This is a genomic window from Chitinophaga tropicalis (assembly GCF_009758205.1).
GTDB lineage: Bacteria > Bacteroidota > Bacteroidia > Chitinophagales > Chitinophagaceae > Chitinophaga > Chitinophaga tropicalis.
Genome location: NZ_WRXN01000002.1, coordinates 607,289 through 630,748, shown reverse-complemented (window position 1 = coordinate 630,748; position 23,460 = coordinate 607,289). Strand labels below are relative to the sequence as shown.

At 46.9% G+C, this 23,460-nt stretch carries 14 protein-coding genes; 7 read left to right on the top strand and 7 right to left on the bottom strand.

The annotated features are described in order from the left end of the window. Positions 1-3: 3 nt before the first annotated feature. The 5 genes from GO493_RS08105 to GO493_RS08085 form a co-directional block, all read right to left on the bottom strand. The gene (locus GO493_RS08105) at positions 4-1,473 is read right to left on the bottom strand and encodes a TlpA family protein disulfide reductase (protein ID WP_157305630.1); all 1,470 of its coding nucleotides are present in this window, start codon (positions 1,471-1,473) and stop codon (positions 4-6) included. A gap of 67 nt (positions 1,474-1,540) precedes the next feature. Next, the gene (locus tag GO493_RS08100; protein WP_157305629.1) at positions 1,541-2,908 is read right to left on the bottom strand and encodes a RagB/SusD family nutrient uptake outer membrane protein; all 1,368 of its coding nucleotides are present in this window, start codon (positions 2,906-2,908) and stop codon (positions 1,541-1,543) included. A 21-nt stretch (positions 2,909-2,929) separates the two neighbouring features. Next, on the bottom strand, positions 2,930-6,496 hold the full coding sequence (locus tag GO493_RS08095; RefSeq protein ID WP_157305628.1) for a SusC/RagA family TonB-linked outer membrane protein: 3,567 nt from the start codon (positions 6,494-6,496) through the stop codon (positions 2,930-2,932). Further along, complete coding sequence (locus GO493_RS08090; RefSeq protein ID WP_157305627.1) at positions 6,493-7,539, bottom strand: FecR family protein; 1,047 nt, start codon at positions 7,537-7,539, stop codon at positions 6,493-6,495. Before GO493_RS08090 ends, GO493_RS08095 begins: the two co-directional genes overlap by 4 nt. A 128-nt stretch (positions 7,540-7,667) precedes the next feature. Then, positions 7,668-8,258 (bottom strand): RNA polymerase sigma factor, encoded by a 591-nt coding sequence (locus GO493_RS08085; protein ID WP_157305626.1) that lies wholly within the window; start codon positions 8,256-8,258, stop codon positions 7,668-7,670. Between the two features lie 312 nt (positions 8,259-8,570). Here GO493_RS08085 and GO493_RS08080 point away from each other — a divergent pair, with 312 nt between their 5' ends. Beyond that, positions 8,571-10,175 carry a T9SS type A sorting domain-containing protein gene (locus tag GO493_RS08080; protein ID WP_157305625.1) on the top strand — a complete coding sequence of 535 codons (1,605 nt, stop codon included), beginning with the start codon at positions 8,571-8,573 and terminating at the stop codon, positions 10,173-10,175. Here the strand turns inward: GO493_RS08080 and GO493_RS08075 are convergent. After that, positions 10,147-10,893, bottom strand: a complete 747-nt coding sequence (locus GO493_RS08075) for a lysophospholipid acyltransferase family protein (RefSeq protein WP_157305624.1) — start codon at positions 10,891-10,893, stop codon at positions 10,147-10,149. The two genes, GO493_RS08080 and GO493_RS08075, sit on opposite strands and share 29 nt — an antisense overlap. A 98-nt stretch (positions 10,894-10,991) precedes the next feature. Continuing rightward, a complete protein-coding gene (locus GO493_RS08070; protein ID WP_157305623.1) occupies positions 10,992-12,029 on the bottom strand; it encodes a succinylglutamate desuccinylase/aspartoacylase family protein in 1,038 nt (345 codons plus the stop codon). A gap of 665 nt (positions 12,030-12,694) precedes the next feature. On the opposite strand from GO493_RS08070, the gene GO493_RS08065 reads away from it, so the two are divergent. The 6 genes from GO493_RS08065 to GO493_RS08040 all read left to right on the top strand — a co-directional run bounded on the left by GO493_RS08065 (position 12,695) and on the right by GO493_RS08040 (position 23,459). After that, entirely contained in the window at positions 12,695-16,180 is a 3,486-nt protein-coding gene (locus GO493_RS08065) for a T9SS type B sorting domain-containing protein (protein WP_157305622.1), read from the top strand. A 28-nt stretch (positions 16,181-16,208) separates the two neighbouring features. Beyond that, on the top strand, positions 16,209-17,186 hold the full coding sequence (locus GO493_RS08060) for a PorP/SprF family type IX secretion system membrane protein (RefSeq protein WP_157305621.1): 978 nt from the start codon (positions 16,209-16,211) through the stop codon (positions 17,184-17,186). Between the two features lie 9 nt (positions 17,187-17,195). Then, complete coding sequence (locus GO493_RS08055) at positions 17,196-19,175, top strand: OmpA family protein (RefSeq protein WP_157305620.1); 1,980 nt, start codon at positions 17,196-17,198, stop codon at positions 19,173-19,175. A gap of 207 nt (positions 19,176-19,382) precedes the next feature. Continuing rightward, positions 19,383-21,839: a T9SS type A sorting domain-containing protein gene (locus GO493_RS08050; protein ID WP_157305619.1), complete on the top strand. Its 2,457-nt coding sequence runs from the start codon at positions 19,383-19,385 to the stop codon at positions 21,837-21,839. A 104-nt stretch (positions 21,840-21,943) separates the two neighbouring features. Further along, on the top strand, positions 21,944-22,537 hold the full coding sequence (locus GO493_RS08045) for a Crp/Fnr family transcriptional regulator (RefSeq protein WP_157305618.1): 594 nt from the start codon (positions 21,944-21,946) through the stop codon (positions 22,535-22,537). Positions 22,538-22,619: 82 nt separating this feature from the next. Continuing rightward, the gene (locus GO493_RS08040) at positions 22,620-23,459 is read left to right on the top strand and encodes an MBL fold metallo-hydrolase (protein WP_157305617.1); all 840 of its coding nucleotides are present in this window, start codon (positions 22,620-22,622) and stop codon (positions 23,457-23,459) included. The last annotated feature ends 1 nt before the right edge of the window (position 23,460 follow it).

Genomic DNA, 23,460 nt, shown 5'->3' with positions numbered 1-23,460 from the left:
ACTTTACTTTTCAGCTTTTAAAAGTTCTATTGCATAGGAAAGCTCATCGGCCAGTTTACTGGGACTGCCGGAGTAACCTTCAGAAGTGTACCTCATTAAACCGTCTTTCAGGATGACCTTCCGTGGAATGGCGGACGACTGAAAGAAAGGCACAAATGTTTTGAACACCGCGTCCTGCCCGCCTGTTTCTTTATTAATACCATCATGCAGCAGGTTGAAACGATAACCTTCCTGCTTAATAAAACCGGTCGATTTCTGCTTGTAGTCACCCGTCTGCATAGTACCCACCAGGTAGATAGCCACCGCCGGGTCATTGGCATATTTATCCGTGATCATCTGCATGCCGGGGAACGCACTGATACAAGGCTTGCACCAGGTAGCCCAGAAATCCAGCACAACGATCTTCTCTCCCCACTCGCTGGACCTTACAAGCTCTCCGCTTGCATTCTCTATAGCAAAAGGCTTATATTCCTGGTTCACCAGATGCTCTTTCACATACTCCCTCAGCGCCTGCTGCTCCTCAGAAGAACGCAGGGAAGCCAGGTATGTGTCATACCCGCTCATATCCTTGTTCTTTGACTGGTAAATAGCCTTCAGCTTATCAAACATCACAGGCGTCATGGCATTGGCCTTTACACACATTTCCAGTATGGGTAGTATCTCCTTTTCCTGCCCCAGCTTTTCCAGTATGTTCAGATGAACATTGTTGAGATCAGCAGTAGCATATCTCCCCTTCTCAGACAGGTTTTTGAAATACTCCTTAGCCTCCGCATATTTCTGCAGGTCATTCAGCAGGGAGATGTGTACGGCAAGCTGGTTGTCCAGCTGCTCTCTTGCATTTTCCTTTGCCTGCTCCTGGTTAAACACCCCCTCTTCCTCATAAGACCTGTCGCCCGATTTTGCGATCAGCTCCTTTATCAGCGGAGAAGATATATTGTATAATGTATCCCTGCCCAGGGTTTTAAAAGTATAAGCCCTGAAGATATTCCACCGGTATACCTCATTCTCCGTTTTATAATCCAGTGGTGAAAGCATAGCAAGGAACTTGTTAAACTGCTTTGTTTCAAAATAGGCAGCACCCAGAGAACGATGAGTGTTGTAATAAATAAAACCCTGCTTTCTTTCGCCCTTCTGCCATTCCTCATATGGAAATTCTTTCAGGAACTTTTCCGAGCGTTCTATAACCTCATTATTGTCCTTCGCCCCCGAAATACGCTGAAATGCACTGAACCGGGCAAAACTGCCTTTTGGATTTTTCTGTATCAGCAGCTGCTCCAGTGTTGCCGCACGTTTAGCGTCTTTCACCTGGAACTGGTAATAGCGTTGTATAGACTCCAGCTCATCTTCGCTGATGTCTTTTCTCTTTATAAGCGCTGCCGGATCTGCATTCCTGTATTGCTCATATTTCTGTGCATGCACAGCCGACACGCTTAATAACAGGCATAATCCCAACCAACTGGATCTTTTGTACATATCTCGTGGTATTGATCATTAGATGGTCTTTCAGTCCGCCGCAGGCAGACTGAAAGACTGTTAATTATTATCTCTCATTTTGTTTTATCTCCGGGTTCATCACTATGTTTTTCGGACAGATAGGATAAACATAGCGGTTACCTGACAGTGTATAGGTAGTTCCCTTGAAAGTACGGCTGTCCGATTCGGCAAATACCGGGTCCTTACTAAGCCTGCGCTGGTCATACCAACGTATTCCCATTCCAAACAACTCTCTCCTTCTTTCATCCAGCACAACACGTGTAGCTTCCTCCGCTGTAGCGGCGCTCAGCGCCACATAATCCGCAGCTTTGAAACGCTTTTGCCTCAGCTTGTTCACCCATTCCATAGCAGCAGTTATATCATTCGCCCTGGCCAGCCCTTCTGCAGCGGTGAGCATCATTTCCCCTACAGATATGCCCATAGTGATATTATCTCCGGAAAAAAGACGGTGACGGTAAGAACCTCGTCCTGTATAAGATGGTGAGAAAGAGGTGCCCGCACGCATATAGAGCGTATACCTCAGGTCCGTTGCAGTAAATTTTCCCAGCAGCTTGTCACTCAACGGAAGGCTCAGATACCCGCTTGTTGGCAAACTTTGTTTGGCAAGTATAACCTCCGGGTTCAGGAAACGCCTGGGATAACTGGCCGGATTAGCAGCATAAACTGCCAGGTCAAGCAATGTGCTCTGGTACTCCAGTGAATGCAACGCATTTTCTGACGCCTCGCTGTAACGCTGCATATACAGGTAAGTACGCGCCAGCGTGGCATAAGCGGCAGCTTTTGCCGGATGTATGTTGTTACTCGGCTGATCAGGTAAAACCGGTATTGCTTCTGTAAGATCTTTGATGATCTGGTCATATACCGCCTGCACAGATGGTCTTGTCAGGTTGGCAAAAAGGTCCGGTGTAAGCAGCATGGGCACGCCCAGGTCTTTAGCTGCACTGGCTTCATTATACACCGGCGCATAGATATTCATCAATGTCAGGTAAGCATATGCCCTTTGTGCCTGTGCCTCCGCATATACTTTTTTCTTCTCTGCATCTGTTCCATTCTGGCTTCCCATCACACCCGCAATGATCACATTACAGTTGTAGATCTGGTCATACAGGAAATTCCAGTCTGCATCACTCTGATCAGCTGTATAGTAATCGGCCGCCCAGGTGTAGATATTCCCCAGCTCATTGGTCAGCAGGTTGTGCAAATTGGGGTTCTGGTCCAGGTTAATATCATCTGCAGATAAAAGCAGGTTACCCGGATCTTTTTCAAATGTACCGGTGTTATTTAAAAGATACTGGTAGTCTGAAGTATATTTTAACGTACGCTCACTGTACTGTTCAACTTCCACATATTTACGGCATGACGTTCCTGCAGCAAGCAGCAGGATCAGTGATATTTTAATATATTTTGAGATCATTGATTCAGATTTTAGCAGACATTAAAAGGACGCATTTACACTCAGGAAATAAGCTTTTGCCGGTGGCAGATTGCTATAGTTGTTTGTAACTATATAGTTAGGATCTACACCGGATTTATTCTTTCTCCAGATGATGCCCAGGTTCCTCGCAGAAAGGCTGATACTACCTGATTTCAGGAACAGACCGGACAGCATGCGGGATGGTATCTGGTAGCCCATTGATATCTGTTGCAGACGTACATGACTTCCGCTTTCAGTCAGCAGATCAGACCATTTATAACGGTTAAGATTGTTGGTAGACACATTCTCAAGACCTGGCACATTGGTAATTGCTTCATCACCGGGTTTCCGCCAACGGAGTGCAAGGTCCTTCTGCGTACCTACCATTCCCTGGTAAACGCCATTCCAGTCAGGATAGTTCTGTATGGAAGGACGACGGAAAACATGCCCCATTTCATAGGTGATACGTACCCCGAAAGTAAAGGCCTTGTAGTTAAAATTGTTGAGGAGCGCTCCGAAAAAAGGAGGAGTTGTACGACCTTCATATACCAGGTCCTCTGTTTTAATCTGGTTATTGCCTGCATCTGCATTAATGATCTTACCTTCTTTATCATATATCTGCGAACGGCCTTTATCATCCAGCCCCGCCCAACGGTAAGCATACATATAGTCAGTAGGCATACCAGCTATATAAGAGCCGCCATTCACTACCAGGACAGCATTCTCATTCTTTGTAAAACGGCTGTCTGTCACTTCATTGGTATTGTAAGAAAGATTGAATACGGAAGTCCATCCAAAGTTTTTACTACGTACAATTTCTCCCCTGATACTGAACTCATATCCATGACCTTTCATACTGGCAGCATTATATTGCAGCGAGCTCCATCCATAGGTTGTATTGATAGGGAATTGCCATAAGATATCAGTTGTTTTCTTCCCATACACGTCCGCACCTATACCCAGGCGGTTGTTCAGCAACGCAAAGTCAACACCAAGGTTCCAGCTCCTCGTCAGTTCCCAGCTAATCTTATCGTTAGCCGGACGTACAATATCCCCGTATGGCTCCATGGTAACAGAGTTAGGAGCATATATGCTCATTACAGCACTTTTACTGGCGCTGGTTGGAATAGAGCCTCCCGTACCATAAGTCAGGCGAAGGTTCAAAGCATCCAGCCAGTTCACGTGCTGCATGAAATCCTCAGATTTGATATCCCATTTCGCACCTGCACTCCATAATGGTTTTGCCCTTTGCGACCGGGAAGCGCCTACCAGTGTAAAATCATCAAAGCGCATGCTGCCGGAAACAGTATAACGGTTGCCAAATATGGATAAGGCTGCATTACCATAATAGGATAGCGCTCTGCTGATAGCATTCCTGATAGCGCCATCAGAATACCCCAAAGAGGAGCTCCATCCCTGCACGGTTTGATACGATGTCGTAGGGTTCCACGCAGCAGAAGTATAGGTCTCTTCATTGAAACCATAACGCGTCTGCTCGTAACGGCTCCCTTTCTCCTGCCTGATCTCTGTACCCGCCAGGGCGTTTAGATTGAAGATGCTTCCAAAAGATTTATTTAAGTTTACCTGCCCACGTAAAGAATAGCTGGTAGCAGTGCTGTTGGATGTCTGCATTTTGCCGCCAAAAGGAATACCATACACCAACCGGCCATTAGTGCCAACAGTAGTAGCTGTATTGAGCATAGTCCTGGTATCATAACTATTCGTTTCATTCAGAATGATCTCTTCCCCTGTGTTACGTTGCAGGGAACCGGAAAGATCTACATTCAGCCAGTTGGTAACTTTAGTATTGATAGCTGCATTGAAACGGAAACGGTTCTCCTTCGTATTGCTATTACCATAGTTCAGCTCCTGCAGCGGACTGTATGTCCAGGGCAGATAACCCTTGCTCAGGAAATCAGCCGCTACCTCATCACGGTAATCAATAGAACGGGCAATAGGATGGCCTGCCGCATCCTGCAGCATTTCGTATGGACGAAGCCCCAACCGGCTGCTGCCAATAGCATTCAGCGCCGCCTGGTTAGACGCACTGTTGGCAAAATTGTAATTTATACCGGTAGTAACCGTTACCCTGTTATTGAACAGATCGTTGGTAAGATTGGCAGTAACAAAGTAATTCTCACCCTTGTTATTTCTGAATACAGGAATGTCTTTGGAATAGTTGGTAGATACATAATAAGTGCTGTTCTGGCCTCCGCCGGAAAAAGACAGGTTGTATTGCTGCGTGATAGCATGCTGTAACAACAGGTCACGTATCTGCTTACGGTTATCCAGCTTACCCAGCGCTGATAATGCCGAATCCCGTTGCGCTGCTGTCGCCTGCCCCCTGTCAACCTTGAACATCCATTCAAGCGCTTCACTCACAGGCTTGTTCTGGTTAAACGTCATCCAGCTGTTATCCCAGTAATACGGATCAGAAAAATAACCTAGATCTTTCATTTCCCTTTCCAGGTCTATATAATCTGCACTGCTCATCCTGTCCAGGTGGCCCATATTGGCCGGAGCAGAAACACTGAGATTACTGCTGAAATTTATTTTTGATGAATTCTTCACCCCTTTCTTGGTAGTAATAACAATAACACCATTGGCTGCTTTAGCACCCCATATCGAAGTGGCGGCGGCATCTTTCAGTACCGTGATGGATTCTATGTCTTCCGGGTTATAACGGCTTAATATAGCGCCGGAAGAAGCATTGTCGTTCAGCCTTTCGGTCAGCTTTTGTTCTACTGCCGGAAAACCATCTATAACGATCAGCGGAGAACTGCCATCGGTTACACTAAGGGTATTCTTTCCCCTAATGCTGATTGTGTTATTCCTCACGTCAAAACGCACACCCGGAACAAGCCCTTCCAGCCTCTCCATCATGTTAGGCGCAGGCACCTCCTTTATCTGCTTTGCAGTGATCAGCTCAGCCGCACCTGTAGATCTTTCCTTAGGTAATACCTGGTAACCCGTAGATATCACATTCACCTGCTGCAACTGGCGAACATCACTTTGCATCCTCACATTGATCGTACTCCTTCCCTCCAGTGGTACTTTCTGCGGACTCATACCCACAAAACTGAACACCAGCGCCCCTGTAGCCTGCTCCAGCCTCAGTGTATACCTGCCATCACTGCTGGTAGTAACTCCATGCCGGATAGCATAGCCCTCCGGTATCACCGTAGCGCCTATCAGCGGCCGCCCATCAGCATCTGTTACTATACCCGTAATAGTCTGCACATAATTGGGGGCGGGAATATTCTCCGTCGCAATATCCGGCACAGGTACTGCTTCCTTGCGGTTGTCCTTAATGACAGTATAATAGTTCTCCTGCACATACAGGAACAGGTATCCACGTGCATATAATAATTCCTTTAATACTTTCTCCACAGACTCTTTCTTGTCCATGGGCGTTTTTACATTCACATATACGTTATCAAGAAGATGCTCTTCGTAAGAAAATTTTGTCCCATATACTTGTCTCACCTCATCCAGCGCCTTTTTTAAAGACATTTTCTGTTGACCGGAAACGGCCAGAGGAAACAGTGCGCACAGGAAACACATGACAATTAACCTTGTTCTGTTCATGGGTATTGGTTTGGACTGATAGTTAAATGATTAGATTTTTGATTGATCCTCAGATTAAATACTTTTTTCAGCACAAAAAGAATGTCTTCGGCATTATGCGCCGGTATTGTCCCGCTAAGTCTTTTTTGTGCCAGTTCAGGAGCCTGCAGGGTGATCTCGTACCCGTAAGTATCTTCCAGTATATGAAGGATATCTTCCAGCGTATAACCGTCCAGGTCTATTTCATTGTTTGTCCACGCTTTGTTGGCTACGGCCTTTCTCTCCAGGCTCTTCAGCTCATGGCTGGTGCTGTCATAAATAAATGCGTCCCCCGGTTTCAGCACCTTTAATAAGGCTCCGGTAGCTGTCTGGTTGATTCTCAGGCTGCCCTCCACAAGAGATATCTCCGTTGTAGTGCGCCTGTTCCTTACATTGAACCTCGTACCCAGTACTGTAATGTCCAGGTCCTGTACATGCACACGGAAGGAGTCCGATTGTTGCAGCCTGTTCTTCAACGCAACATGTTTGACCGTGAAGTAGGCTTCCCCCTGAAGCCAGATCTCACGCGGCTTATCAGACTTCCAGGTGCGCGCATAGCGGATAGTTGAGTTGCCATTGAGCGTCACAACAGATTCATCAGGTAACACTATCTCCTGCTGTGCGCCATAACCGGCATAGTGTTCCTTCTCTCCCTGCTGCGAATACTCATGTAGCATCCAACCCAGTATAAAGATGGCTGCTGCACTGCCTATCCACCTGGCTGCCCGCTTTATAGGCCTGATATACCTTAGCTGACGCCGGTCATGCGCTTGGATCTCTGCAGCGATCTTCTGCCATAATTCCGGTTTACCTGCTGAAGGCCTGTAGGCAGACTGCCCGTTAAGCGCCAGTATCCAATGACGTGCTTCTTCCATTTCCGGGACTATCCCCGGGAAGTTCTTTCCTATCAATTCCCAATAGGCCATATTCTCTTCATCCGGATGCAGTACATAACTGATGAACAGATCGTCCGTGAAAAAATCGATTTTGGTATATTGACTGTAGTCTTTCTGCTGTTTTTCCATTGGTCGTTGCTATTAAATACACACGTAAATCCGCTTTTATCCCAGGAAGCGGACAAAAAAGTTAAAATTCAATTTTTAGGGTTAAAATTGAATAAAATGCAAAACAGGAATCTTTTGATGGCTGGTTTTTATACTTTTTTCAAAGAAAGCAGGGATAGTAACAGCAGGAAGTCTGTGTTCGACAGGTTATTCCTTAGGGTTTCAATTGCTCTGTACAGCAATTTATAGGTACTGGAAACAGATAATTGCATAATGTCCGCAATCTCCTCATATTCCATCTCTTCGTAATAACGAAGATGAATGATCTCTCTCTGGCGGGGCGTCATCTTTTTAAGCGCGTCAGACAAGCTCTGACGTATCTGCTGTAAACGCTCCTGGCTGATCAGTGTATGGTCATGCCCCAGCTGGAAGTTGAAATCCAGCTTATCTTCCGGGCTGGAAAATCCCACTACCTGCGGGGCATAAGAAAGCTTACGCAGTAATACCCGCCGGAAGGCTTTGTAAAGGTAATTTTTGACGGAGGATGTTTCCCTGATACTGTCTTTGTTCTTCCATAGCTTTACAAAAAGGTCCTGTAAAGCGTCTTCAATAATGTGATCGTCAACCGTAAATTTATGTCCGTAGTTAAATAGTGGGGTGTAAAATTGCTCAAAGATCAGTTTGAAAGATGATTCATCACCATAGCGAAAAGTGTCCCATATATTTTTTTCATCAAACATTATTGCCCCTTGGTTGATACATTCTATTCGGGAACGAATGTGCGGAATTTTTTTAAAAATTTCATGCTTTAAGACTTTTTAGCCGCACTTTACGCAAAAATCAGCTTCCTGTAAAGCCATTTTTAATCCTCTGTCCGCGCATTGTCAAAGAAAAACTCCCCCGAAAAATGACTCTCCCTTCAGCTATAACAATTTTTCCATGAATTTCTTCTGATATGTACAATAATACAGGTCTTTTATCCGGTACAACGCAGTTAAACCAGGTATATTTGATAACCCTGAATATCTGTTACCCATAAAACCCACGTTACAATGAAAACATTTACACTTTTAACCCTTTCTCTTTTCCTTTCAGTAACTGTTCACTCCCAAATCCCCGCTTTTCCAGGTGCAGATGGCTTCGGCAAATACACCACAGGCGGCAGGACAGGCAACGTCTACATCGTCACAAACCTGAACGACGCCGGCGCTGGTTCCTTCAGAGACGCCGTCAGCCAACCTAACCGCATAGTCGTGTTTGAAGTAGGCGGCATCATCAGGATCAGCTCCCGGGTCGTCGTCTCCCCGAATATCACTATCGCCGGACAAACAGCCCCCGGAGACGGTATCGTGATCTACGGCAACGGCGTTTCCTTCTCAGCCGCCAATAACAGCATCTGCCGCTATCTGCGTGTCAGGATGGGCATAAACGGAGACAGCGGCAAAGACGCCTTCGGCCTTGCCAACGGCGCCAATCTCATTTTCGACCACGTTTCCATATCCTGGGGTAGAGATGAGAACTTCTCCATCAGCTGGGATAATAAAGGCAATGAACCAGCTAATATCACCATTCAGAACTCTATTATCGGACAGGGACTCTGGAGCCACTCCTGCGGCGGATTGATACAAACCAACGGCGGCGTATCACTATACCGCAACCTGTATATCGATAATAAGACCCGCAACCCTAAAGTAAAAGGGAAAAATGAGTTCGTAAATAATATCGTCTACAACTGGGGGGATGGCGGCGCCTACATCCAGGGAGATTCTGAAGGCGCCTCAGAAGCGAATATGATCAACAATTACTTTATTGCCGGCCCCGCTGTGAATAATAATACCGCCCCTTTCACAAGAGGGAATAGCAACTTCAGCGCCTATGCCTCAGGTAATTATTATGACAGCAACAGGGACGGCTCACTGAATGGTGTCTTACTGACACAGGCCGACTATGGCACAGGTGACAGGGCCATAAACTGGAAAACCACTCCATATGCCTACCCCCTCGCTCCCGGCAACCCGGATATATTGACTGCGGCACAAACCTATCAGTCTATATTACAGCACGTTGGCGCAAGCTATCCCCACAGGGACCAGGTAGATCAATTTATGATCAATGAACTGACATCTCTCGGTACCCAGGGTATCACCATCAGCACCTTCACTAACGAAAATCTCTTACCCACCGGCGGCCCCGGTAATGTATCCGGAGGTACCGCTCCAACAGATACAGACAGGGATGGTATGCCCGATCAGTGGGAACAGGCTAATAATCTGAACCCTGCCAACGCTGCCGATGGAAAGACAGTACGTTCAGACGGCTACACTAACCTGGAACACTACATCAATTCCATCGTATCTTCCAATGCCCTGAAAACCGTTGCTCCACACCGGCACGGCAAAGCCACACTGAAGCTATTTCCCAACCCCGTAAAAGGCCAGGGCGTTCTGCAATGTATGCTGCCTGAAGGAGGTTCTTACAGGATAGAAGTGTTCAATGCCGGCGCACAACCAGTAAAGATCATCACAGACAGCAAAGCTCCCGAAGGCGCCCTGCTGACTCACAGACTTGATCTGACCGGACTGCCCTCAGGTGTATATACGGTCCGGATGACCACCGCCAATGGAACTATCAGCAGGAAGCTGGTGGTACAGCAGTGAATGCAATAGCACTCTCTGCTTCCTTCAGCACTTCTTCCGCCGTACGTCCTGCCGGTTCAATGGGCTTCAATACTGTCCAGCTCATTTTTTCACCAAAGCTCAGAGGAAATGAACCATACCGGGTCAGTTCCCATGAGCCTTTAATAACTATGGGCACCAGCAGGACGTCCGGTACCTTTTTCAGGATAATACCTGTCCCACCGGCAGCAAAGCGTTTCATATGCCCATCCTTTGAACGTGTACCTTCAGGGAAGATGATCGCAGACCATTTCTGTTCCCTCATCTTTTGAGCCAGCTTCAGTATTTCGCCTGTAGACTGCTTGGCATCCTTACGATCTATATTCGCAGCGCCACCATGTTTCAGGTTAAACGAAATACTGGGAATACCCCTGGTCAGTTCCAGCTTTGATATAAACTTCGCATGATACCTCCGCAGGTTCCATACCAGCGGAGGAATATCATACATGCTCTGATGATTGGCCACAAACAATATCGGCCTCCCTTCAGGAAGGTTTTCATTGTTGATGAACCTGGCTCTGCTACCCATAACACAATAAGTACCCGTAAGCAGGTAATTCAGTATATCCACAGATCTTTTATGAGCATGATAACCGCCCAGTTTCAGGCATAGCCATTGAATGGGATGGAATAACAGTAAAAGGAGCCCAAAAAATAAATAATGAACAGGGGTAAAGATATATCCAGCCAGTTTTCTCATTCGTCATTCTTTCAGTAAAAACTGGTGTAAAATAAACTGGCATGGTCATCATAGTAATGATCTTCGTCAATTTTATACTTCAACAGGAATGATTGTGATCAATCCGGGTATTGACCCAGGTTAAACAACAGCTCGCCCTTACTAATAGGCGGCGTGCTGACCTTATAAACAACAAAACCATCCACAGGGGAAATAACATCCTGCAAATGCTTGCCAAAGAAATCAGTAACATAGCCTATTTTCATCCCTTTCCTCACCAGTTGCCCGGCTTTATAATCACTGTAAAAAATACCGGTATATTCACTGTTTACAGTTACCCGTTTGGTAATTTCGATCGGAGCATTAGCTGGTGATGGTGCCCCGGACATCAGTCGCAGCGTGCGCATAACGTTTATAAGGCCACTGTTGATCTTCTCTGTTTCTGCCTGTGTGACTATACCCATCTTACCGCATTCAATGGCAAGCGCCGGAATATCCTGTGCTACAGCCTCGCTGGTAGCATATTGTGTAGGCAGGCTGTCTGCAATGCTTCTCTCAGAACGCATGATCCAGTCAAAACCCATAGCTTCAGCCATTTCTTTGGCACTTGCGGTCTGATTCCCATGTACAACATAGCCTACATAAGAATGAAGGTCCTCATTTGCATCTCCTGCATGCACGTCAATGAAATAGTTGAACCGGGGAAACAGCTCATGAGAAATAGTCCATGCAATACAGTCAGTGATCGTACCATTTTTATTACCGGGAAATACCCTGTTCAGGTTCTTATGGTCCACAGGATTATAATAAACGCTTCTGCCAAGGAAAGCGCTTACATTGGCAATATGCACCAGCACTATAGTACCGCTTATCCGTGTCGGGTCAAGTAATGCCGGCAATTGTTGCAATGCAATGATTGGTGGGTACTCATAACCATGGATGCCTGCCAGTATCCCTAGAACAGGACCGGGTTTACTACCGCGAATAACAGTAACAGGTATATAAGTGCTATCTCCCGAAGATGCCCTTATCTGCATATTAAAGGAAAGCTTCTCTCCCGCCTTCACCTTATGACCATCTAAAAGAAAAACTGGCTGCTGTGCAGAAACAAAAGAGTAACAGGTGCAAAGAATGATCAACAATATAACCTTCGTCATTTATCCGCAATTATGGTTAGCTGCTAATATCTGTTATATTTTTATATTTTGCAACAATATTGCATATTTGCAGGCGCTATTGTTTTTAATTGCTCCCTCTCTTAGAAGGGGGGTATGGTTCCTTCTCCTCAACTTCCCCTTTGAAGTATGTTTAAAGCATGTTTAAAGCATGTTTAAAGCATGTCTTAAGCATGTTTAGTGTATGTATTGCGGTACCTAAAGTGCCCCACGTCACCACGGCTATCTGCAGGCCCCAGATTCCCTTTATTGAAGAATAATCAGCCGCACGCAGCGAAAAGAAAATCTCCCTCTCAAAATGGGTTTTGCCGAAGGCGAAACCCATTTTGAGAGCAGCTATATTATCAAAAAAGAAATTTCAACTAATTCCCTGCTCCTTAAAGTATTTTTATAATATATAACATTAATTTTCATATATTTGCCTCACACAAAGCAGTTTGCTAACCGCGTTGCATTGAATAAGCGTAATCAGAATGAGGGGACCCATGCTATATCAATTAGAACTGCCTGTACTGTGAAACCTGAGGGAGAAGACAATAAGGACAATTAATTAAGAACCTCTATACGACTATGAACACACAGAACACTCCATTTGTGAAGAACTGTCACGTGTCTGATAATTCCATTAACAAGATCATTTAAGACCTATGAATAAGTTCTATAGAAGAGCTCTGCTCTCCTGTCTGGCATTAATGGGACTTCTTATATACCATTACAGTCATGCAGACGGCTCAAAAACCAGGAGAGCCGGCAATGCAGACATCGTCACTGTTAAGAGCCTGAAAAACAGCGCTCAAACCAGCTTCACTCCCGGTCAGGCCATTATCTACACCATCACCATAACGAATAACGGCCCCGACGATGCTACCGATGTACAGGTAAAGGACAACGCTCCTGTCAACACAACCATCAGCGCATGGAAAGCAACCGTCACAAACGGAACAGTCACCCTACCCGCCACAACCGGCACAGGTAACCTGGACCAGGTCATCTCCCTTATACCCAACGGCGCAGCCGTAACCTACGAAGTAACAATACAGACACCATCAAATTATACAGGTAGCCTCATCAACACTGCCACTGTCACCAGCACTTCTACAGATCCCAACCCAGGTTGTTCTGGCTGTACAGCTCCTGCCTTGCCGGCAGTACCAAGAGCAGATATCGTGACAGTCAAGAACCTGAAAGACCCTGCAAAAGCGAGCTTTGCTCCAGGTGAGGTGGTCGAATATACCATCACCGTTACCAATAACGGTCCAAGTGATGCACAGAACGTGGTTGTGAGAGATAATGCTCCGGCAGGTACAATTATCAACGGATGGACAGCCTCCGTAACAGCAGGATCTGTCTCCCTGCCAGCTACCAGCGGAACAGGAGACCTGAACCAGGGCATAGCTGTATTACCCAACGGCGCTTCCGTCACTTACGAAGTAGCCGTAAAAACACCCGGCAACTACGCAGGTACATTAACCAACGTAGTAGCCGTAACCAGTACCACCCCCGACCCCCGACCGGTATGTACTACCTGCGCCGTGGCCGATCTGCCGCCTTCTTCCTACGCTGATATCGTAACTTCCAAAGTGCTCAGAGATCCTGCGAAGACCGTCTTCTCTCCCGGCGATGCAGTTGTATATCTCATCACCGTCACCAACTTCGGTCCCAGTGAAGCTACAGACGTTCGCATAACAGACCTCGCTCCCACCGGTACTACCATCAGCGGATGGACAGCCTCCGTTGCAAGTGGAACAGTCACCCTACCCGCCACCAGCGGAACGGGAGACCTGGACGAGACCATCGCCGTCTTCCCCGACGGGGCGGTTGTGATCTACGAAGTGACAGTACAAACGCCACCGGATTATACAGGTACATTACGTAACTCAGCAACAGTTGTCAGCGTTACACCTGACCCAACTCCCGGCGGACCCGGTTGCCCTGGCTGTACAGCTCCACCCCTGCCTTCCATCCCAACAGCAGATGTGACAGCGGCAAAAACACTGAAAGACTCAGCTCAGAAAGACTTTGCTCCCGGCGAAGAAGTAGTATATACCATCGTGGTAACCAACCATGGCCCCAGCAACGCGCGTAACGTAAACGTGCGTGATGATGCCCCGTCAGGTACTACCATCAGCGGATGGACCGCCAGGGTAGATTCCGGCACAGTCACCCTGCCCGCTACCAGCGGCGCCGGTAACCTGGACGAAGTGATTGCATTGCTGCCCAACGGCGCCGTTGTAACCTACGAGGTAACAGTCAAAACACCGCCGGATTACACAGGGACTTTAGCAAATACCGCCGCCGTAACCAGCTCCACTGCAGATCCTGACCCAGGCTGCCCCATGTGTACTACTCCCGGCGTACCAGCTGTTCCGGAAGCAGATATCGTAACGGTAAAAACACTCAAAGACCCTTCCCTGACCATCTTTACACCGGGAGACGCCATCGTATATACCATAACCGTAACCAATAACGGCCCCAGCAATGCAGCAAACGTACAGGTAAAAGATGACGCTCCAGCCGGTACCACTATCAGCGGATGGACAGCCACCGTCACCACCGGCACAGTTACACTACCTGCCGCCAGCGGCACCGGTAACCTCGACCAGACCATTGCCGTACTGCCATATGGCGCCGTTGTAACTTATGAGGTAACAGTGCAGACGCCTGTTTCCTTCCCCGGCGGACCACTCAACAACGTGGCTGTAGTGACCAGCGGCACACCCGACCCATCACCGGATTGTATGGATTGCGGTACCACCATTCCTTCTATACCCACCGCCGACGTTGTCTCTGCAAAAACACTGAAAGACCCTTCACAAACCACCTTCGCTGCAGGTGAAGCGGTAACATATATCATTACAGTAAGAAATGCTGGCCCCGACGACGCTGCTGATGTACACGTACAGGACATTGCTCCTGCAGGTACCATCATCGGCAGCTGGACCGCCACCGTAGAAGCGGGGGCCGTTACCCTGCCCAACATGGGCGGTATAGGAGACCTGGATGAAACCATCCCTCTGCTGCCAAATGGTGCCGTTGTAACCTATGAAGTGACAGTGGTCACTCCGCCGGATTTCACCGGCACATTGAGCAACGTCGCCACTGTGACCAGCAGCACCAACGATCCCTCTCCTGACTGCCCCTCGTGTACTACTCCTGCCATGCCCGGAGGTACCAGCGCAGATATTGTGACCGTCAAGAAACTGAAAGACGATACACAGAATTTTTACAGGCCCGGCGAAGCCGTAGTATACCAGATCGTTGTTACCAATAACGGACCAAGTAACGCCGCCGATGTACACATCACAGACATCGCTCCGGCCGGAACAACTATCAGCTCCTGGACAGCCGCAGTAACGGCAGGTGCAATTACCTTACCTGCCACCAGCGGCGCCGGTAATCTTGACCAGGTGATCGGCGTATTTCCCAATGCGGCAAGTGTAACCTACGAGGTAACAATACAGACAGAAGCCAACTTTACAGGCAGCATCGAAAATGTTGCCACAGTGACCAGCCCAACACCTGATCCCGTACCAGCCTGCGATTCATGCACCGCTCCCGTGATCGTACCTGGCTCCCGGATACCGCCAACAGCTGTGAACGACAGCGCAGATGTAAAAGAAGCGCATACCGTTACCATTCCCTTTGTTGACAATGACGTACCAGGCGATCCTGTATGGGGAGAAATAGTGCCCGGCACAGTAAAGATCATAACACAACCGGAACATGGTACCGTGATAGTGAATACAGACGGTACTGTGACCTACACTCCCGAACCCGGATACATCGGTACAGATTCATTTACCTACCAGGTACAGGATGAATCAGGCAACTGGAGCAATGAAGCCACCATAACAGTAACTATACAGAAACTGGACCTGGAAATACCTAACATGATCACACCTAATGGCGATGGAGCAAATGATAAATGGGTGATCAAAGGACTGGAAAAGTATACTCAGCATGAAATAGTGATCTTCAACCGCTGGAACAATATGCTTTACAAGAGCAAAAATTACCATGGAGAATGGGATGGCCAGGGCCTGAATGCCGGAACTTATTACTATACACTGAGAATCCTGGACATCTACGGAAAATGGCATACCGTCAACGGATATATCATGTTACTGAAATAGCCGTTGCTTACAACCAAAACTAAGTTTTATGTATAAAAACTTTAAGAGGATCATTGTACTGTTGCCGTGTATGCTGGCATATGTGAATGGGTACTGTCAGCAGGACGTACAGTTCAGCCAGTACCTGTTCAACGGGTTATATATTAACCCCGCCTATGCAGGTTACCGGGAACAATGGAATGTGAATGTATTCTACCGTCAGCAGTGGGCCGGGTTTCCAGGAGCGCCCAAAACATTCTCTGCCGCGGCAGACGGTACTATCATTAATGATCGTGTGGGATTGGGCCTGCAACTGATGAACGATCAGCTGGGCGCACAGAAAAGCACTGCTTTATATCTCAGTTACGCCTACCGTATCCGCATGGATGAATCAGGCAATAAAACACTGGCATTAGGCCTGAGCGGCGGCTTTATGCAGCAACGGCTGAACGTGGAAGCGCTGGACCCTGCCACACAGAACGATATCTTCTACTCCAACGTAAAGAAGACGGCCATGATGCCGGATGTTCGTGTGGGTGTCTACTATAACAGCGATCGCTTCTTCGCCGGGTTATCGGCCGATAACCTTACCACCGGCAGCTTCCAGGATGAGACAATACTGAAGAACTATATCCCGCTAAAACCTCACTTGTACTTAACTGCCGGCGGACTGATACCTTTAACGGAAGATGTTTTGCTGAAACCTTCTCTCCTGCTGAAAGAAGATTTTGCCGGACCAACAAGTGTGGACATAAATGCCTTCGTCTTACTGGCACAGAAAGTATGGATAGGTGGCGCTTACCGTACTGCAGTATTTAACCGGAGCAATATTGATAAATCGGTCACTAAATCCGGCGCTGTTGTAGGACTGGTACAGATCTTCATCAACGAAAAACTACGGTTCGGGTATGCTTATGACCAGACCGTGAACAAAACAGGAGCTACCAGTTACAGCACGCACGAATTCTCTTTAGGCTACTTCTTTGCCCGCCCTAAAGCCAGGATGTTATCACCAAGATATTTTTAAAGCTGACCTATGTTCAACAAAAAATATACACTACCTGTATTGCTTACATTCCTGATGACTGCCGGAGCTGCACAGGGCCAATATATCATCAAACAGGCAGACACTGAAGCTGCTCTTTACAACTATGCAAAAGCAATCCCACTATACGAAAAAGCCTATAGCCGAAAACCTACGGCTAATGCTGCAAGGGGTCTGGCTGATAGCTACCGGAAAATGAACAACTACCAGCAGGCAGACGCCTGGTATGAAAAACTACTGGCAATGCCTGATCATACTGCAGCAGACGAAGTGCACTACGCACAGATACTGATCAGCAACGGTAAACACGCAGCTGCCAGAACTATTCTGGATGCTTACCTGCTCAAAATGCCGGGCGATAAGGTTGCTGAGAACCTGCGGCAGGGCTGTGACAGCACCATCCAATGGCAATCCGTTTCTCCTGTTGGCGGAGACTTTGAGAACCTGCAATACCTGAACAGCGAATGGTCTGACTGGAGCACAGCATTTAACAGCGGCAGGATAGTATTTGCGTCCGACCGCCCCTACGATTCTCTCAGGCACAATCCTATATTCAACACCAGCAACATCAAAAAGAAATACTACGGCTGGACAGGCAACAGCTATCTCCATCTTTATGAAGGAGTTGCTGAAGACAGCAACAGCACCCGGCTTCTGCCCCGCACCATCAACGGCGATTATCACAGCGCCAATGCCAGTTACACGGCTGATGGCCAGAAAGTATATTATGCTATCACCGACCTCAAAAAGAAAGGACATACTTTCCTGGGCAGGGAAGGCACATATACACTGCATGTTGAAATCATGGAACAGGCATGGGACACCGCCCGTAATACCTGGAAACAAGCCTCTCCTTTCCCCTACAATGGCATCTTTAATTATGCCGTAGGAGATCCCTGGATCTCTCCAGACGGGAAAACATTATATTTTGTAGCCGACTATGGCGAAAAAGGACTGGGAGGTACAGATATTTATTATAGCCGCCGGGATGATAACGGTCAATGGCTGGAGCCTGTAAATATGGGCCCGGAAATCAATACTTCCGGCAACGAACGTACACCCGTATTTGATAAAGAAGGAACATTTTACTTTGCTACGGATGGCCGCCCCGGTATCGGCGGACTGGATATCTTCAAAGCTGTTAAGCAGCAGGACCACTGGACATGCCGCAACATGGGCCTACCCATGAATAGCGCCCAGGACGATCTTGGCCCTGCACCAGACAATACCACCCTGTATTTCTCTTCCAACCGCCCCGGAGGCAAAGGCAGTGATGATATTTACCGTTTCACACCTTACCGCGTTCTCCTCTTCAATCTTTACGGAACCATTGTTGACAGGAAAACAGGTAAACCTTTACATGATGCCGCAATAAAGCTTGTCCATAAAGAAACCGGAGCATCTGCCAATACACTGACAGCGGCAGATGGTACATACCATTTCAGACTGGATAGCCTTTCTTCTTATGACCTGAACGTCACAAAAGCCGGTTATGATACCGCCAGCGGATTGAACGTAACTACCCGCGGACTGACAACCTCCGCCAACCTGCGCCAGGATGCCAGCCTGGGAACGCCTGAGCTCATAACAGGAACAGGAACCCCTGATCTTGTCAATACCTTCAAACTACAGAATATCTATTTTGATCTTGCTAAATGGGACATCAAACCCACATCCCTTCCTGAGCTGAACAGACTGGTGACTATCCTGAATAACAATAGAGGGTGGAAAGTAGAAATAGCTACGCATACCGACGCCCGGTCCAGCGAAAGTTATAACATGAAATTATCACAGAAGCGCGCAGAGTCTATTGTTTCATACCTGATTTCCAAGGGTATAGCCAGGGAAAGACTGGTGGCAAAAGGTTACGGCGAAAGCCGGCTGATAAACCGCTGTGCTGATGGTGTGAGCTGTTCTGAAGAAGAGCATCAGGCAAACAGAAGAACAGAATTTACAATTCTTGAAAGATAATTTAGTTAGGCTGGCCCCAGGCCAGCCTAACTCCTCACTCCCAGGAAAAACTCTTTTTTATCCCAATTCCTGACTAATCAATAGATTAGTGTCATAATTTTCTTCCCCCCTGTCTTGGCTGTATCATTTCATATACTAATTTGATATTTTTGATACCCATTACTTGTCTCTGCCCACGTTATTTTTAACCCATAATTATATATTCATATGAAAACCATCAGTGAACTTCTGAAAGGCAAGACCATATGCCTTCAGTCCCTCTTAATTGGAACCCTTTCCCTCTCTATTGCAGGCAATTCTGTAAAAGCTCAGACCTATGGCAGCGTAGCCATAGGCGGTGGCGGCTTCGTATCTGGCATTATTCCCAGTAAAACAGAAGCCAATCTCATTTATGCCCGTACAGATGTAGGCGGAGCCTACCGCTGGGATAACGCCAACAGCAGATGGATACCCTTGCTGGATTGGGTCTCTTCCGGTCAGACCAGCTATCTCGGCGTGGAATCCCTGGCCATAGACCCCATAAATTCCAATAACGTCTACATGCTGGTTGGTACCTCCTATTTCAACGGAGGCATAACCGCCATTCTCCGTTCCTCCGATAAGGGGAACTCCTTTTCAGTTACGGACGTAACCTCCCAGTTTAAAACCAATGGCAATGGTATGGGCCGCCAGAATGGTGAGAAATTACAGGTAGATCCCAACAACAACACTATTCTGTATTGTGGTACCCGTGCCAATGGTTTGTTTAAAAGCACCAATTCTGGTGTCAGCTGGAGCCGGCTCACCAGCCTGAATGTCACTACTACAGCCAACGGGAACGGGGTCAGCTTTGTAGTGCTGGATAAATCCTCCGTTTCCGGTGGCGCAACACAAAGGATCTTTGTCGGCGTATCACAGACCGGCACAAACTTCTACAGAAGTAATAACGGCGGCAGCTCTTTTACAGCAGTATCCGGCGCACCAACTTCGTTAATGCCCCAACGTGCTGTTTTAGCCAGCGATGGTAATCTGTATATCACTTATGCAGATAAAGAAGGCCCCTGGAACCCTTCAACAGGACAGGTCTGGAAATACAATGTCTCGTCAGGTGCATGGACAAATGTGACGCCTTCGGGAATCACTTCTCCCTTTAGCGGGATAAGTGTTGATCCCAATAACGCCTCGCGTTTAATGCTTTCAACCATCAACGTTTATAATTCACAGGGAGGCGCCTGGGGAGACCAGTTCTATTACAGCACTAATGGCGGCTCCAGCTGGACCAACGTGGTATCCAGGGGATTTACCCTGAACAGCAACGGTGTTCCCTGGTTGAATAGCAGCCAGTCTATTCACTGGGCCGGTTGTATTGAATTCGATCCCTTTTCTACCAGCAAGGTATGGGTTACCTCAGGTAACGGCGTTTTCAGAAATGATGCTATAGAAACCTCAGGTACCTGGAATGCAATGGTGAAGAACCTCGAAGAAACCGTTCCTCTGGATATGGTCAGCATACCAGGAGGCCCCATTATGTCAGCCATCGGAGACTACGACGGGTTTAAACAGACGTCCCCATCAGCCTATGGTACACAACACGCACCAACAATGGGCTCGAATTCAGGTATCGCCTATGCCGCCGCCAGTACCAGCAAACTGGTACGCGTAGGCTCTTCCATTTATTATACTACTAACCAGGGCTCCAGCTGGACACAAACCAACCTGCCTCCCGCCAATGGCAGTACTGCCAGTAATTCCGGTTATGTAGCACTTTCCACTTCAGGCGGAAGGATCTTATATTCTCCTGCCAACGGCAATAATACCACCATGTATTATTCTACCAATAACGGAAGCAGCTGGACAACCGTAGGTGGTATCAGCTTCAACACCAGGCCTGTTTCTGACCTTGTGACAGACAACAGGTTCTATGCCTATAACCAGGCTAATGGCTATTTATATTATTCTACCAATGGCACTTCCTTTTCGCAAGGTGCTTATACCGGAGGTACTTATGGCTCTGTACATGTCAGAGCAGTGCCCGGTTTCACAGGTCATGTATGGGTAGCTTTATATGGCGGTGGATTGGCTTATACCACCAATGGTATTAGTTCCGGCACGGCCTTTACAAAGCTCTCTAACGTGAGCGCCTGTTCTGCCGTAGGTTTTGGCGCCACTGCATCAGGGGCCAGCTACCCCACTGTCTATATCTGGGGTACTGTAAACGGTGTGGAAGGGGTTTACCGCTCTGTCAACAGGGGAACTTCCTGGACCCGTATCAACGATAATGATCATGAATGGGGAGGTCCCGGAAACGGGCAGTTTGTAATTGGCGATATGAATACCTACGGCCGCGTGTATATAAGCACAGCAGGAAGAGGTATTGCTTATATCGAGTCCGGCAGCGTTTCTTCTGCCAGAACAGCCAATTCCATATTGGAAGAGCCGGCTGTTACGAAATCCAAAGTGTCTGCATTCCCTAACCCCGTAACAGACATGCTTAAAGTTCAGCTGACCGACGATCAGAAGGAAAGCAGGATCTTCCTGCTTAACTCCAATGGACAGGTAGTGTTCTTTGGCAGGACTGTTAATTCACTGTACAATATCAGTATGAGTGAACTTCCCACTGGCATTTATTATCTGAAAATTGAGAAAGAAGGAAAATCTACTGTAACCAAAGTAGTGAAGAGATAGACTGTCAGTTTAAATTTTTACCCGGACGCCGGCGGCATCCCAGCCACAAGAAAACGATTTCGCCGAAGGTGAAATCGTTTTCTTCTTTTTATATATTTGTAAGCATGACAGCCTCAGCTAAACAATTACTTAAAAAGAACATAAGCAAACACATTTTACTTACAGAAGAAAAAGCGGACGAGTTTTGTGAACTGTTTGAGAGCAGATTTGTTAAGAAAAAAGAATCCCTGTTAAAAGCAGGTGAAATATGCAGGTTTGAAGGCTTCGTCAACAAAGGATTGTTTCGCGTATATCATATTGACAGGGACGGGGTTGATCAGGTCCTTTATTTCGCTGCTGAAGATTGGTGGGTAACTGATATTGATAGTTTCACAAATGAAAGACCTTCCTGGCTTTATATTGAGGCATTGGAAGACGCCGAAATATTACTCATTTCTAAAGAGAATAAAGAGTTCGCTTACCGGAACATCCCTGAAATTGAAAAACTGTTCAGGATAATGACGCAGAAAACCCATGTGTTTCTGCAACGAAGAATAATAGATAATATGAGTAAAACTGCTGATGAGAGATATATTGAATTTATTGAAAGATATCCTCAACTCTTCCATCGTCTCTCTAATCTGCAAATAGCCGCTTACCTGGGTATAAGCCATGAGTTCCTTAGTAAGATAAGAAAGAAGATTTCCCAAAAGAAGTAATTGATCTCTCCATTTATTGAACTTGTTCAACTTTTTACTATTGATTTAAGTGCATTTTTGTATTCCAAAAACTCCAATAAAGATGGGAACGAATGCAAATAACTTCAAAGTGATTGAAACAAACCCACTGGCGCTTAAAGTGTACAATGCTTCTGAGAATAGTTTTGGTGTAGCCTCAGTAATTGTTTACGGCAAACAGGGTGCTGTATTGATAGATGCCCAGTTTACCCTGGCAGATGCTGAAATAGTGGCACAGGAAATTAAAAGCTCAGGTAAAAAACTAACCACCATCTACGTTTCTCACGGAGATCCCGATTTCTATTTCGGATTAGAAATATTTAAGAAATACTTCCCGGAAGTAACAGCTTACGCTTCCCCTGCCACAGTAGAACATATTAAAGCAACAGCCCAGAAGAAGCTGGAAGTCTGGGGCGAGAGGCTGGGTAAGAACATCACATCAAATGCAATTCTCCCACAGATATTAAAAGGAAATTCAATAGAACTGGAAGGACAGCAGCTGGAGATCATCGGGTTGCAGGAATTTCCGTCAAAGACTTTTGTATGGATTCCCTCCACTAAGACGGTTGTAGGTGGCATCAATGTTTTTGGTAACACCTTCCACCTATGGATGGCCGATGCACAGAGCACAGAAGCCCGTAAGAGCTGGATTTCAGTATTGGATAAAATAGAGAGCCTCCATCCTGCAGTTGTCATCCCCGCTCATGCTAAAGAAGACGCAGCTTTTGATCTTACCTCAGTAAGGCATACAAGAGAATATATATTATTCTACGAAGAAGCCTTGAAAACAAATAGGACTTCTGAAGAGCTCATCAAAACCCTGAAGGAAAAATATCCTGCAGCTACTTTCGAAACTGCATTACAGATCGGGGCAAAAGTTAATACAGGGGAAATGAAATGGTGAT